The following is a 13,627-nucleotide window of genomic DNA, read 5'->3' as shown; positions in this document are numbered from 1 at the left end:
CCGCGGGTCAACGAAAACCGCGTCCCACGAAACCGCCGAGGAGCTACGACGATCGTGACTGTCACCGGACCCTGCAATGCCCTCGACGTCGTGGACGTTGTCGCGCTCGGCGAGTCCATGGTCACGTTCCTGCCGACGCGGCCGGGGCGCCTCGCCGACGTGCCGTCGTTCGAGCGGGCGATCGGGGGCGCGGAGTCGAACGTCGCGTGCGGGCTCGCTGCCGCGGGGCATGCCGTGCGATGGGTCAGCCGGGTCGGCGCCGACGGGTTCGGCGACCATCTCGTCGAGGCCATCCGGGAGTACGGCGTCGACGTCTCGGCCGTGCGCCGGGACCCGCTGCGTCCGACGGGCGTGTACTTCCGCACGGCGGGCGACCGGGCCACGGACGCGCACGAGGTGGCGTACTACCGGGCGGGCTCCGCGGCATCCGCGATGTCCACGGCGAACGTGGACCTCGCGGCCGTGCGGGCGGGACGGGTGCTGCACCTGTCGGGAATCACGGCGGCACTGTCGGACGCCTGCCTGGAGCTGCTGGGCGACCTCGTCGCCCGGCGGCCGGACGACGGCCCGCTCGTCTCCTTCGACGTCAACCACCGCCCGGGACTGTGGCGGAACACCGACGGTCCAGGAGTACTCCTGGACCTGGCCCGCGCCTGCGACGTGGTCTTCGTGGGCACCGACGAGGCCGAGGCGGCCTGGGGTGTCACCGGCGGCCCGGACGCGATCCGCGCACTGCTGCCGGAGCCGGGCGTGCTGGTCGTGAAGGACGGGGCACGGGGGGCCACGGCGTTCGAGCGCACGGCGGGGAACGCGGCGCGGTCCGAAACGACGACCACCTTCGTGCCCGCCCTCCACGTCGACGTCGTCGCGGCGGTCGGTGCCGGTGACGCCTTCGCTGCCGGGTTCCTGTCCGGGACGCTGCGTGGGCTCGGCGTTCGGGAGCGGTTGCGGCACGGGCATCTGATGGCCGCCGCCGCGCTCACCGTCTCCGGGGACCTCGCCGCGCCGCCCTCCCGGGGCCACGCCGACCGGCTGGTCGCCCTGGACGACCTCGAGTGGGAGAAACTTCGACTCGGCCCCGGCTGGACGCAAGCCACTGAGCGGGCCGCCGAGGAGGTACGTACGCCATGAGCCAGACCGTCGACCGTGCGCTCAGCATCCTGCCGCTGCTCGCCGAGGGTCCCGCCGACCTCGGTCAGGTCGCCGACCGGCTGGGGGTGCACAAGTCCACCGCGCTGCGGCTGCTGCGCACCCTGCACGAGCACGGCCTCGTCTACCGCCAGTCCGACCAGCGCTACCGCCTCGGCGCCCGACTCATCGCCCTCGCGCAGGAGGCGATGGAGAACCTCGACATCCGCGAGATCGCCCACCCCCACCTCGCCCGTCTCAACGAGCAGTGCGGGCACACCGTCCACCTCGCCGTGTACGAGGAGGACGAGGTGCTCTACATCGACAAGGTCGAGAGCCGGTACCCGGTGCGGATGTACTCGCGGATCGGCAAGCCCGTGGCCATCACCGTCGCCGCCGTCGCGAAGCTGCTGCTCGCCGACCGGCCCGAGCACGAGCGCCGCGCTCTCGCGGAGAAGCTCGACTACCCCATGTACACGGCCCGTTCGACTCCCAACGCCCCCGCTTTCCTGCGGGAGTTGGAGAAGGTGCGCGAACAGGGCTGGGCCACCGACCTCGGTGGCCACGAGGAGTCCATCAACTGCGTCGCCGCACCGATCCGCGGCGCCGACGGCCGCGTCGTCGCGGCGATGTCGGTCTCCGCGCCGAACGTCGTCGTCACCGCCGACGAACTCCTCACCCTCCTCCCGCTGGTGCGCCGTACGGCGGACGGCATCAGCGGCGAGTACTCCGGCAGAAACCCCGTGCACCCGGCAGCCCCCCGACAAGGACCGTAAGGACTCCGCATGACCGAGAAGATCGCACTCACCCCGAAGACCCACACCACCCCGCCCGCGAAGTTCTCGCACGGCGTGAAGAAGGGCAACATCCTTCAGGTCGCCGGCCAGGTCGGATTCCTTCCCGCGGTCGAGGGCCAGGCCCCGACGCCCGCCGGCCCCACCCTGCGCGAGCAGACCCTCCAGACCCTCGCCAACGTCAAGGCGATCCTGGAGGAGGGCGGCGCCTCCTGGGACGACGTGATGATGATCCGCGTCTATCTGACGGACGTGGCCCACTTCGCCGAGATGAACGAGATCTACAACACCTACTTCGAGGAGCAGGGCCTGACCCGGCCGCCCGCCGCCCGCACCACGGTGTACGTCGGCCTGCCGGCGGGGCTGCTCATCGAGATCGACGCGCTGGCCGTACTCGGCTGACGCCTTAAGAACCTCCCGCACGCCGCATACGGCATGGCGTCCGTCATCCCCCGGGACGCCGTGCCGCGATCCTCCCTGCCCGAAAGCAGTATGTACTTACCCAGAGGACCCCCAATTGTCCCCGATATCCTTCCCGCTCGCCGCATCGGCCCCCGCCGAGACCCCACCCCACACCGGCGGTCTGCTCCTGCTCATCGACGGTACGGCCGGACTGCTCACGGTCGCCGCCATCGGCATCGCGCTCCTGCTCTTCCTGATCATCAAGGTGCGCCTGCAGCCCTTCGTGGCCCTCCTCGCCGTCTCCATAGCCGTCGGCCTGATGGCGGGTCTGTCGGTCACCGAACTCTTCGGCACCGTCCAGCGGTCGGACGCCGTGTCCACCATCGAGTCCGGCATGGGCGGCATCCTCGGCCATGTCGCGATCATCATCGGCCTGGGCACCATGCTCGGCGCGATCCTCGAAGTCAGCGGCGGCGCGGAAGTGCTGGCGTCCCGGCTGCTCAACCTCTTCGGCGAGAAACGAGCCCCTCTCGCCATGGGCCTGACCGGCCTGATCTTCGGCATACCGGTCTTCTTCGACGTCGGCATCTTCGTGCTCGCACCGATCGTGTACGCCGCCGCCAAGCGCTCGGGGAAGTCGATCCTCCTCTACTGCCTGCCGCTGCTGGCAGGCCTGTCGATGACCCACGCCTTCCTGCCCCCGCACCCCGGCCCGGTCGCGGCGGCCGGTCTGCTCCACGTCCAGCTGGGCTGGGTCATCCTCATGGGCATCGTCTGCGGCATCCCGGCGGTGCTGGCAGCGTGGGTGTTCTCGGCGTGGATCGGCAAGCGCATCTTCGTCGCCGTACCGCAGGACATGGTCGAGGCGGCTGCCGAGGCGAAGCAGGCGGTGATCGACGAGCAGCGCGCGTCCGGGGTCGAGCCCCGGGAGACGCCCGTCCCGCTCGGCACGGTCCTCGGCATCATCGGTACGCCGCTGGTGCTGATCCTGGCGGCCACGTTCTCCTCGATCGCCCTGGACCCCTCCACCACCCGCTCGGTGATCGAGTTCTTCGGCAACCCGTTCGTGGCCCTGACGATCGCCCTGCTCCTGGCCTACTACCTGCTGGGCATCCGCCGCGGCTGGTCGCGCAAGTCCCTGGAGACGGTGTCGACTTCCTCGCTCAAGCCGGTCGGCAACATCCTCCTGGTCGTCGGCGCGGGCGGTGTCTTCGGCGCGATCCTCAAGGCCAGCGGCGTCGCCCAGGCCCTCTCCGACACCTTCAACGACGTCGGCCTCCCCGTGCTCGTCCTGGCCTACCTGATCTCGCTGGTCCTGCGGGTGGCCCAGGGCTCGGCGACGGTCGCGATCGTCACGACGGCCGGCATCGTCGCCCCTCTGCTCACCGAGGGCGACCACTCCCAGCCCTTCGTCGCCCTCGTCATCATGGCCATCTCGGCCGGCTCGATCTTCGCCTCCCACGTCAACGACGGAGGGTTCTGGATCGTCGCCAAGTACTTCGGCATCAGCGAGCGGGACACGTTGAAGACGTGGACGGTGCTGGAGAGCGTGCTGTCGGTCGCCGGGTTCGTGGTGGCGGCGGTGCTGAGTCTGTTCGTCTAGCGGGGCGTTCGCCCGGCGATCGGGAAAAGTTGGCGGCCCCTGCTGCGCTGGTGGGGGCCGCTCGCATGTGAATCTTCCGGTAACGATGCGGGGGCTGGTTGCGCGGGACACAGGGTTGTCGACCATACTGCTCCGCTGTGGAGCAGCGCATAGGTTCAGGCAGCCAGCCCCTGGAAGGCGCCGGGTTCGACCCGGCCTTCATCCCCGGGCTCACGTCACCCGCGTCCGCCAAGCCGGAAGGCGTGAAGGAGAAGGACGTGGCCGAGGAGGCCACTTCCGGCGTGACGGACTCCGAGGAGACGGACGCCGAGGTGAGGGAATCCGAGGAGACGGATCTCGAAGCCACCGACGAGGACGAGGCGGACGTCGTCGACGACGATGACGCCGGCGATGAGGACGACGCGGACGCCGAACGGGCCGACGAGGACGCCCCTGTCGACGGACCCGTCTTCGAGGCCGCCGACCGCCGGGCCCGTATCGTCGTCGACCACAAGGGCGTACGGCTCTCCCTGGACGACCAGCAGTGCGAGTTCCGCTGGGACGAGATCGGCGCGATCGAGACGGAGTCCCCGCGCTTCGGGAAGCGTTACACCGTCACGGTGCACACTCCTGACCGCCGTTGGTACCCGATCGAGATCGAGGCGACGGCCAGGAGCCGCTTCAAGGAGTGGGACGAGCAGCTCGACGCGGTCCTCGACGCCTACTTCGAGGACGGGGACGCCAAGGAGGCGGACGTCGTCGAAGCATCGGACGTCGAGGATGCGGACGTCGAGGCAGCCGACACCAAGTAGCTAGCTGCAGTACTGGGCTTCCTTCCCGATCGACCGGTACATGCAGTCGGAGTTCTCCAGCAGCTGCAGCACCGCGTCCCGGTTCCGGGACGTCTCCCGCTCGATCACCTCGTCGGGCGGGTAGAAGCCGCCGCCACCGGAGCGCGGGTACATCTCGAAGGTGTACCCGAAGATCTTCTGGCTGCCCCACAGCCAGTCGTCGATCGAGCCGTCGGTGATGTACAGATCACTGGACTGCTCCGGCGTGTAGCCGTTGCTGGCGGCCATCTTCTGACCGACCGCCGCGAAGGCGTTCCGGTCGTCGGCCGTCATCCCGGTCGTGGTGTCGGAGTACGTGTACCCGAACGGCCACAGCACCAGCTCGCTGTACGTGTGGAAGTCGACCCCGGCCTTGATCTGCTGCACGCCGCCGACGACCCGGCTGCGTACGAAGTCGGCCACGACCTTGACCTCCGGCGCCGACTCGGGGGCCCTGCCCCGGTAGGTGTCCGAGGAGGGCGACCCGGACGAACCGCCGCAGCAGCCCCAGCGGTAGTCCCAGTTCCGGTTCATGTCCGTCCCGACGTACGACGAACCGGAGTTGGGCTGCCGGTTCTTGCGCCACGACCGGTACGAGCCGGTGGCGATGTCGTACTCGCCGCCGTCCGGGTTGAGGTCGGGCACGATCCAGATCTCACGGTTGTTCACCATGCTGGTGACCCGGGAGTCGCTGCCGTAGTCGGAGGTCAGCTCGCGCAGCAGATAGAGCGCCATCTCGACGGTGAGGTGCTCACGGGCGTGCTGATGGTGCGTGAAGAGCACCTCGGGCTCGGCCTCGTCGCTCGCCACGTTGTCGCTGATCTTGATGGCGACGATGTTCCGGCCCTGGTACGACTTGCCGATGACGCGCTGGCTCGCGATGGAGGAGTTGGCCGAGACGAGCGAGTTGATCTCGCTCGTCATCTCCGCGTAGTTGTGATAGCGCGAGTCGCCGGACGGGAAGTCGAACAGGCGGACGTCGTCCTCGCCGGCGGACCGGTCGGGGACCGCGCCGAGCGGGGTGACCTCGTAGCCCAGGGACTTCAGCTTCTTGATCTGGTCCGCCCGGCCGGAGACGACGACGCCGTGGGAGTCGGCCTCGTCCACGGTCACGCCGGCCTGCTGAAGCGCCGTGCGGTCCTTGGCGGTCGAGTGGATGTGGACCTCGTACTGCCGGACGTCGTCGGCCGTGGGGGCCGGCTTGGCAGCGCTGTCGGCATTGGCGGACACGTTGGCGGAAAGGGGCGCGGCGAGCGCGAGGGCGAGCAGTGCGGCGAGAGCGGCGGAACGTCTGCCGCTGCGGCCGCCTGAGCCGCGGATGCGAAGTCGCATGAATTCTCCTTGTGGGAGTGGGGGGTGGGGTTCAGTGCGACGTACGGACGTGGTGCGGGTGGGGCGTCGCTCATCGTCCGGCGGTGGCATGCACAGGTCAAGGGCAACACTCTGGTTGTCGGCGTGAACCACCCGAAAATCAGCCGCGCAGTGTACGCGGGGCGGTTCTGTCGGGAGCGGTCCCGCGTGAAGTCCACCCGGGGGTGTGATCCGGGTGTGCATGCCGGGTCGGGGCGGGGGAGGGTGAGGTTCCGCGCAAGGGGGGACCGGTGGGTGCGGCGGCATGGTGGGGACCGGCGCACCCTCCGGCTCCCCGACTCCTTTGCCGTCGACTCCCGGGCTCCCCGGCTCCTTTCGGCACCACCCCCACAGGAACGGCTGATCATGGGCGGATCAGCGCCACGACGGGATCACCATCTGCCGGTCGAGACGACCAGCTTCGTCGACCGGCGCGGCGAACTCGCGGCCGGTCGCGAGCTGCTGGCCAGGACCCGGCTGGTCACCCTGACCGGGCCCGGCGGCGTCGGCAAGACCCGCCTCGCCGCACGGATCGCGGCCGGGGTACGGCGCACCTTCCCGGACGGCGTGCGTTTCGTGCACCTCTCCGGTCTGGACGACCCGGCGCTCGTCCCGCTCGCCGCCGCCGACGCGCTCGACCTGCACGACCACTCCGCGCAGCCACCGCTTCGGGCGCTGGTGGAACAGCTGAGGGACCGTCGGCTGCTCCTGCTGGTCGACAACTGCGAGCACCTGCTGCCGGCCTGCGCCGAACTCGCCGCGGCGCTGCTGCACGGCACGACCGGCGTACGGATCCTCGCCACCAGCCGCCACCGCCTGGGCCTCACCGAGGAACACCTCCTGGAGGTACGCCCCCTGCCGCTCCCCGACCCGGACGGCGACCTGTCCTCGCCCGAGGGCTGCCCGGCCCTGGCCCTCTTCGCCGACCGGGCCGCAGCCGTGGTCCCCGGCTTCCGCCTGACCGCCGCCAACCGCACGGCCGTCGCCCGCCTCTGCCGACGCCTCGACGGCCTCCCCCTCGCCATCGAGCTCGCCGCCGTCCGCATGCGCGTCCTCGACGTCGACCAGCTCCTGGACCGCCTCGACGACCGCTACCGCCTCCTCACCGGCGGCAGCCCCGCGGCCCTGCCCCGCCACCAGACCCTGCGGGCAGCGGTCGACTGGAGCCACGAACTGTGCACCGAGCGGGAGCAGTTGGTGTGGGCGCGGCTGTCGGTCCTGGCGGGGAGTTTCGATCTGGAGACGGCGGAGGTGGTGGGTGCGGAGGGCGCGGCGGAGGAGGGGAGCGCGGACCGGGACGGCCCGGCCTCGAGCCACGAGCCCGCACGCCGGCTGGAGCCGGCACAGGAGGTTGCCTCGGGCGAGGAGGGGGCCGGCCGGGGGGTGTGCTTCGCGGGCGGCCCGGGGGAGGGGACGGGGGTGCGGTGCGTGGGTGGGGAGGAGGCGGGTGTGGGTGCGGCGGCGCGGGGTGGTTCGGCGGGCCGCGTCGGGGGCGCCGGTGCGGAGCGGCCGAGGGTGGGGCGTGGCGATGGGGTGGGCGTGGCGGAGGGCCGTGACGGGGGCACGGGTGAGGAAGGGCCGGCCGCGGTGTGTGCCGAGGGGGCGGGCACGGCGACGTGGCGGGCGGAGTTGTGGGGCGACAGGGTAGGAGCGATGACGCCGGGCGTCGGCGGTGCGGGCCGGGACGGGGCCGGTGCCCGGTGGAGTGGGTCTACCGGCGGGGCGGGGCGCACTTCCTGGGTGGCCGGGGGGAGGGGCGAAGAGAGCCTCTTGGGTGACCGGATCGCTTGGCCGGCGGGCGAGGTCGGGGGGCCGGCGGGGAGCCGGGGCGGAGCCCCTGGCGGGGGCGAGAAGCCCCGGGGCGCCACCATCCCCCGCATACACCCTCACGACATCCTCGACGCCATCACCGGCCTCGTCGACAAGTCCGTACTGTCCCGCGAGTCCGGCCCGACCGGCACCCGCTACCGCCTCCTCGACACCCTTCGCCACTACGGCCTGGACCGCCTGCGCCGACTCCCCGGCGAGGAGCCCGCGGCCCGCCGCCGCCAGCGGGACTGGATGCTGCGGCGCGCCACCGCCTACGAGCGGGCCTGGTTCGGCCCGGGCCAGCGTGAGATCGTCGCCCGCCTCCGCGCCGACCAGGACAACCTCCGCGCCGCCCTCGACTTCAGCCTCACCACTCCCGGCGAACGCCGCACGGGCCTGCGCCTCGCCGGCACCCTGTGGTTCTACTGGCACGCCTGCGGCGCCCCGCGCGAAGGCCGCCACTGGCTCGACCGCGCCCTCGCCGCCAACCCGGAACCGACCCGGGAACGCGCACGCGGACTGTGGATCGCCGGCCTCCTCGCCGCCGCCACCCACAACCTCACCGCCGGCCTCGCCCTGGCCCAGGACGCCCACACCCTGGCCCGAGACCTCGACGACGAGGCGGAGGCGGCGCACGCCGAGTACGTCATCGGGGTCATCACCCTGTTCATGGACGACCTGCCGACCGCGCTGAAGCACTTCGAGGCGAGCGTCGCCCGTGGCCCCGTCCCCGGCCAGCACCTCAGCATGTACGGCCTCGACCAGGTCGAACTCGCCTGCGCGCTCGGCTTCCTGGGCGAGGCGGACCGAGCCGTCGAGGTCTGCGAGCGGGCCCGGCGGATGTGCGAACTGCACGGCGAGGAGTGGGTGCACTCGTACGTCCTGCGGATGCTCGCCCTGGCCCACACCGTGCGGGGCGACTGGCGCCGGGCCGAGCACCACGCCCGCCACGCCCTGCGCCTCAAACTCGCCGTCCACGACGTCATCGGCATCGCCCTCACCCTCGACCTGCTGGCACGCGCCGCCGCGGAGACGGGCACCCACGAGCGGGCCGCCGTCCTGCTGGGCGCCGCCGACCACACCTGGGCCGGCATCGACCGCGACCGCTGGGGCTCGGCGGCCCTGAAGTCCACCCGCCGGGACAGCGAGATGAGGGCCCGCGAGGCCCTGGGGCAGCCCGGCTTCCGACGGGCGTACGAACGCGGCCTCGGCCTCGACCTCGCGCAGACCGTCGACTACGCCGTGCACGACCGCAGACATCCGCACCGGCCCGCCCACCCGCGCAAACCGAACACCGGCCGCCCCGGCTCCCCCCACGCCACGGCCGGCATCCGCCTCACCCGCCGCGAGACCGAGGTCGCCGAACTCGTCGCCCAGGGACTCGCCAACCAGCAGATCGCCGACCGTCTGGTCATCGCCCGCCGTACCGCCGAGGGCCATGTGGAACGCATCCTCGGCAAGCTCGGCTTCAGCAACCGCAGCCAGATCGCGGCCTGGGTGGCGGCCCAACGCTGAGCCGCCCGGCCATCGGGCCCTCGGCACCTTCGCCCCGACAAGCAGCCCCGAGGAGAGCGCACCCCATGACCATCCAACCGGCCCCACCCCACAACCACTTCGACCACCGCATGGCCGTCTTCGCCTCCGACGACGAGTTCCTCGCCACGGCCCTGCCCTTCCTCACCGAAGCCCTCGCCGACCCCGCCGAACCGCCGCCCGTCGCCATCGCCGCCCCCGACAACCTGGACCTCCTGCGCGACGCCCTCGGCAGCGACGTCAAAGGCGTCGGCCTCGTCCCGCACACCGAGTGGTACACCGGCTCCGCCGCCAACGCGGTCGCCCAGGGCGCCGGTTACCTCGCGGCGAACGCCGGCCCCGGCGGCCGTATCCATCTGCTCATGGAGCCCGTCTGGGGCGGCCGAGCGGGCCGCTCCCCGCGGGAGACCGCCGAGTGGATCCGCTACGAGGCCCTCGCCAACCTGCTCTTCGCCCCGCTCGCGACGACGGCCCTGTGCGCCTACGACGCCCGCGTCGCGGGCCCCGCCATCGTCGCCGCCGCCCGCCGCGCCCACCCCGACACCGACGTGTACGAGGACCCGGTACGGCTCGCCGCCGAACTCGACGCCGTACCGCTGCCACCGCTTCCCGCCGACGCGGAGCGGCTTCCCGGCCCGGCGCCCACGGCCGACGCGGTCCGCGGCTGGGCGGCCGCGCAGGGGCTGACCGCCGCGGACGCGGAGCTGTTCGCCCTGGCCGTCACCGAGGCTGCCGCCGCGCTCGGCCCGCTCGACGGCGCCCTGCTGTGGGGCGAGGCCCCGGCGTGCGTGTGCGAACTGCGCACGGCCCGCCGCGTGGACGACCCGCTGGCCGGCTTCGTACCGCCGCCGAGCGCGGAACTGGAACCCGGGCAGGGGCTGTGGTTCGCCCGGCAGGTGTGCGCGTACGTGGACGTACGCGACGAGGGGGAGGGGACGAGCGTACGGCTGCAGTACGGGTAGCGGAGCCTGGCGCGGCCCCCATGGCGGCGCACGGATACAGGTATGGAATCGGGTATTCCTCCCCGTGCGCGGCACCCGCGCGCGAGCCACTGTGGACCCATGCTGCACCTCCACGGGGCGCGCTTCCCTGATCCCGGTCACCCGTACGGCCCGTTCGGCTCCTATCCCCAACCGCCCCTGGGGGCAGGGCATCTGAGCGTCGAGTACGACCCCCGTCCCGCCGCCGTCCGTGAGGCCCGCGCGGAGGTCCGCCGGCAGCTGGAGGGGTGGGGGCTCGCGGACCGTGACGAACTGGTGGACGTGGCCGAGCTGCTGGTGAGCGAGCTGGCCACGAACGCCGTACGGCACTCGGCGAGCCGCTTTGGGCTCACCCTGTCCGCCGCGCACGGGATCCTGCGCTGCGAGGTCCGCGACGGCGGCTGCCGCGTTCCGGTGGTGCTGGACGCGGGGGCCTCGGAGAGCGGCCGGGGCATGTTCCTGGTGGATGCGCTCTCCCGGCGCTGGGGCTGTCATCAGGACGGGCCGGGCAAGACGGTGTGGTTCGAGCTCGGCACCTGCGGGTCGGACGACTGCGGTTTCAAACCCTGGTGAGCACATTGGGTGGAGATCGCGTACGCCCTCTTGTCCCCCCGGCGCCTTTGAGATTTCTTGACCCTCATGGCGGACACCACGGGAAACACAGCGGCATCACAGGTCGGCGAAGCGGAATCCCGGCCACGTAAGTCCAGTTGGCGGTACATCGGCCCCGGCATCGTCGTCGCCGCGACCGGCGTCGGCGCCGGCGACCTGGTCGCCACCCTCATCGCGGGCAGCAACTTCGGCTACACCCTGCTCTGGGCCGCGATCATCGGCTGCCTGGTCAAGATCTCCCTCGCCGAGGCGGCGGGCCGCTGGCACCTGTCCACCGGCCGCACCCTCTTCGACGGCTGGGCGAGCCTGGGCCGCTGGACCACCTGGTTCTTCGCGGCCTACGTCGTGATCTGGGGCTTCGTCTACGGCGCGGCGGCGATGTCGTCGAGTGCGCTGCCACTGCAGGCGCTGTTCCCGAACGTGATGGACCTCGAATGGTGGGCCATCGCCTGCGGTCTGGTCGGCCTGGTCTTCGTCTGGTTCAACAAGTACTCCGTCTTCGAGAAGGTCATGACGGTCCTGGTGGGCGTCATGTTCGTGGTGACGGTGTACCTGGCGATCCGCGTCACGCCCAATCTCGGCGACGCCTTCGCGGGCCTGCTGCCCGTCCTGCCCGACGAGAAGGACTCGATCCTCAACACCCTCGGCCTCATCGGCGGCGTCGGCGGCACCATCACCCTTGCCGCGTACGGCTACTGGGTCAACGCCAAGGGCTGGACGAACACCGGCTGGATGAAGGTCATGCGGCTGGACAACCGCGTCGCCTACGCCACCACCGGCATCTTCGTCATTTCGATGCTGTTCGTCGGCGCCGAGCTGCTGCACTCCGCGAACGTCGCCATCGCCGGCGGCGACAAGGGGCTGATCCAGCTCGGCGACATCCTGGAGGACGAATACGGCACGGCGACGGCCAAGTTCTTCCTGATCGGCTTCTTCGCCACCTCCTTCACCTCCCTCATCGGCGTCTGGCACGGCGTGAGCCTGATGTTCGCGGACTTCGTGGCCCGCTACCGCACCGGTGAGGCGCTGAAGGGCGAGGAGGTCGCCTCCGGCGAGCGGGAGCGCTCCTGGTCCTTCCGCGCCTACCTGCTGTGGCTGACCTTCCCGCCCATGGTCCTGCTCTTCCAGGGCGAGCCCTTCCGCCTGATCATCATCTACGGCGTGCTGGGCGCGGCCTTCCTGCCCTTCCTCGCCGGCACGCTGATCTGGCTCCTCAACTCCTCCCGCACCCCGGCCCAGTGGCGCAACGGGCCGATCAGCAACGTCATGCTGGCCGTCGCCGGCCTGCTGTTCCTGGTGCTGTGCGTGAAGCAGGTCTGGGACCAGCCATGGGCGGACTTCTTCTAGCGGACCCCTTCTAACGGAACGTGTCCCACCGCGGGCTGAGGGCGATCTCCCGTAGCTGCTTCTCGGTCAGGGCAGGGGTCTCGCGGCTGGGGGCGTCGTGCTGGGTCCCGGCGTTGAAGGCGCTGACGACGACGCGGAAGCCGTCCGTGCGCAGCGTGTCGACGGTCCACATCACGGCGCCTTCGACGCCCTTGTCGCCGCCGCTCGGCCGGAAGGAGACCAACGTGCCGTCCGGCAGCTCCTCGGCGTCGTCGCCGAAGAGCTCGCCGGCCACGTCTCCCATGCCGTGCTGGGCGTCGATCTGGACGTAGCTCCTGCCATTGCCGTCGTCGACCACGACGTACGAGTAGTCGCTGCCCTTCTCGACGACCTTCGCGTCCTTGGGCAACAGCGGCACGAGCGTGCCCAGGACCGCCTCGACCGTCGGTTCGGCGGGGGCGCTCGGCGTGGCCGTCGGCTTCCTGGAATCCTCGGGGATCGAGTCGACGTACCCGCGCCAGACCTCGGCCGTCACCAGGGCCTTCAACCGGTCGGTGGACAGGGGCGGTTCGCTCCTGCTGACCGGCGCGTCCTTCTCGGCGGCCGCGTTCCATTCGCTGACCGAGATGTGCCGGCCGGTCGGGGTGAGCAGGTCGGCCGACCACAGCTTGGTGTCGACGCGCCGGTCGGGATACTCGTAGCCCTGGAACAGCTTGAGCAGGGAGCCGTCGGAGAGCCGGGTGGAGACGCAACTGTCGTGCGGGACGAGCGCCTTGTCCGGGCAGTCGGTGGTCTGCCGGGCCTGGTCGCTGCCGGGCTCGATCCGATTCAGGCTGACGCCGATGGCCGCGGGCCCCTTGCCGTCGTCGTGGACGAGACGGACGTACGGCGGCAGCAACTCGTCCGCGGCGCCCCGCGCCTCCTGCGCGCTGACCTTGCCCTCGGGAAGCAGCTCTTCGAGGGTCGCGATGAGGTCGCGGGCCGTCACGGGAGCGGGGGACGGCCTGCCGGACGGCTGCTCGGCCACGTCGGAGCTCGACGGCTGGGGGGCGGGAGTGCCGCCCCACGGCACCAGCAGCGCCCCGCCCGTCCCCACGAGGGCGATCCCGGCCACGCCGCCCGCCATCGCGGCCCGCCGCCTCAGCAGCAGCCGGCGGCCCCGCGTCAGACCGGCGGCGACGAGCGCGGTCCGGTCGGCGTCGAAGCGGTCACCGGCGTCGTGCAGGGCGTGACCGAGTCGCCCCTCGAACTGCTCCTCGTCGTGTTCCACAGGCATGGCGA

Annotated in this window: 11 protein-coding genes; 9 read left to right on the top strand and 2 right to left on the bottom strand. The window is 71.6% G+C overall.

Translation table 11 applies throughout. The features are described from left to right. The first annotated feature begins 54 nt into the window (after positions 1-54). From ACWGDB_RS11445 to ACWGDB_RS11425, 5 genes are all read left to right on the top strand, one after another. A complete protein-coding gene (locus tag ACWGDB_RS11445; RefSeq protein WP_453822223.1) occupies positions 55-1,131 on the top strand; it encodes a sugar kinase in 1,077 nt (358 codons plus the stop codon). Then, positions 1,128-1,904, top strand: a complete 777-nt coding sequence (locus tag ACWGDB_RS11440) for an IclR family transcriptional regulator (RefSeq protein ID WP_328879610.1) — start codon at positions 1,128-1,130, stop codon at positions 1,902-1,904. Before ACWGDB_RS11445 ends, ACWGDB_RS11440 begins: the two co-directional genes overlap by 4 nt. 9 nt (positions 1,905-1,913) lie before the next feature. Continuing rightward, positions 1,914-2,324: a RidA family protein gene (locus tag ACWGDB_RS11435; RefSeq protein ID WP_453822222.1), complete on the top strand. Its 411-nt coding sequence runs from the start codon at positions 1,914-1,916 to the stop codon at positions 2,322-2,324. Between the two features lie 124 nt (positions 2,325-2,448). After that, positions 2,449-3,927, top strand: coding sequence for a GntP family permease (locus tag ACWGDB_RS11430; protein ID WP_369276314.1), 1,479 nt, complete (start codon positions 2,449-2,451; stop codon positions 3,925-3,927). 137 nt (positions 3,928-4,064) lie between these two features. Continuing rightward, a complete protein-coding gene (locus ACWGDB_RS11425; RefSeq protein WP_453822221.1) occupies positions 4,065-4,718 on the top strand; it encodes a hypothetical protein in 654 nt (217 codons plus the stop codon). Here ACWGDB_RS11425 and ACWGDB_RS11420 read toward each other — a convergent pair whose 3' ends face one another. After that, positions 4,719-6,068, bottom strand: coding sequence for a M14 family metallopeptidase (locus tag ACWGDB_RS11420; RefSeq protein WP_453822220.1), 1,350 nt, complete (start codon positions 6,066-6,068; stop codon positions 4,719-4,721). A 384-nt stretch (positions 6,069-6,452) separates the two neighbouring features. Between ACWGDB_RS11420 and ACWGDB_RS11415 the strand changes: the two genes are divergently transcribed. The 4 genes from ACWGDB_RS11415 to ACWGDB_RS11400 all read left to right on the top strand — a co-directional run bounded on the left by ACWGDB_RS11415 (position 6,453) and on the right by ACWGDB_RS11400 (position 12,367). Then, positions 6,453-9,410, top strand: coding sequence for a LuxR C-terminal-related transcriptional regulator (locus ACWGDB_RS11415; RefSeq protein WP_453822219.1), 2,958 nt, complete (start codon positions 6,453-6,455; stop codon positions 9,408-9,410). Positions 9,411-9,475: 65 nt separating this feature from the next. Beyond that, positions 9,476-10,390 carry an anti-sigma factor RsbA family regulatory protein gene (locus tag ACWGDB_RS11410; protein ID WP_453822218.1) on the top strand — a complete coding sequence of 305 codons (915 nt, stop codon included), beginning with the start codon at positions 9,476-9,478 and terminating at the stop codon, positions 10,388-10,390. A gap of 99 nt (positions 10,391-10,489) precedes the next feature. Next, positions 10,490-10,981: an ATP-binding protein gene (locus ACWGDB_RS11405; RefSeq protein WP_453822217.1), complete on the top strand. Its 492-nt coding sequence runs from the start codon at positions 10,490-10,492 to the stop codon at positions 10,979-10,981. A gap of 66 nt (positions 10,982-11,047) precedes the next feature. After that, positions 11,048-12,367, top strand: a complete 1,320-nt coding sequence (locus tag ACWGDB_RS11400; protein ID WP_453822216.1) for an Nramp family divalent metal transporter — start codon at positions 11,048-11,050, stop codon at positions 12,365-12,367. Between the two features lie 10 nt (positions 12,368-12,377). Here ACWGDB_RS11400 and ACWGDB_RS11395 read toward each other — a convergent pair whose 3' ends face one another. Continuing rightward, on the bottom strand, positions 12,378-13,622 hold the full coding sequence (locus ACWGDB_RS11395) for a hypothetical protein (RefSeq protein WP_453822215.1): 1,245 nt from the start codon (positions 13,620-13,622) through the stop codon (positions 12,378-12,380). Positions 13,623-13,627: the final 5 nt, after the last annotated feature.

The organism is Streptomyces sp. NPDC055013, from assembly GCF_053608645.1.
Note: the sequence above shows the minus strand (reverse complement) of the source record. Positions and strands in the feature narration are given on the sequence as shown.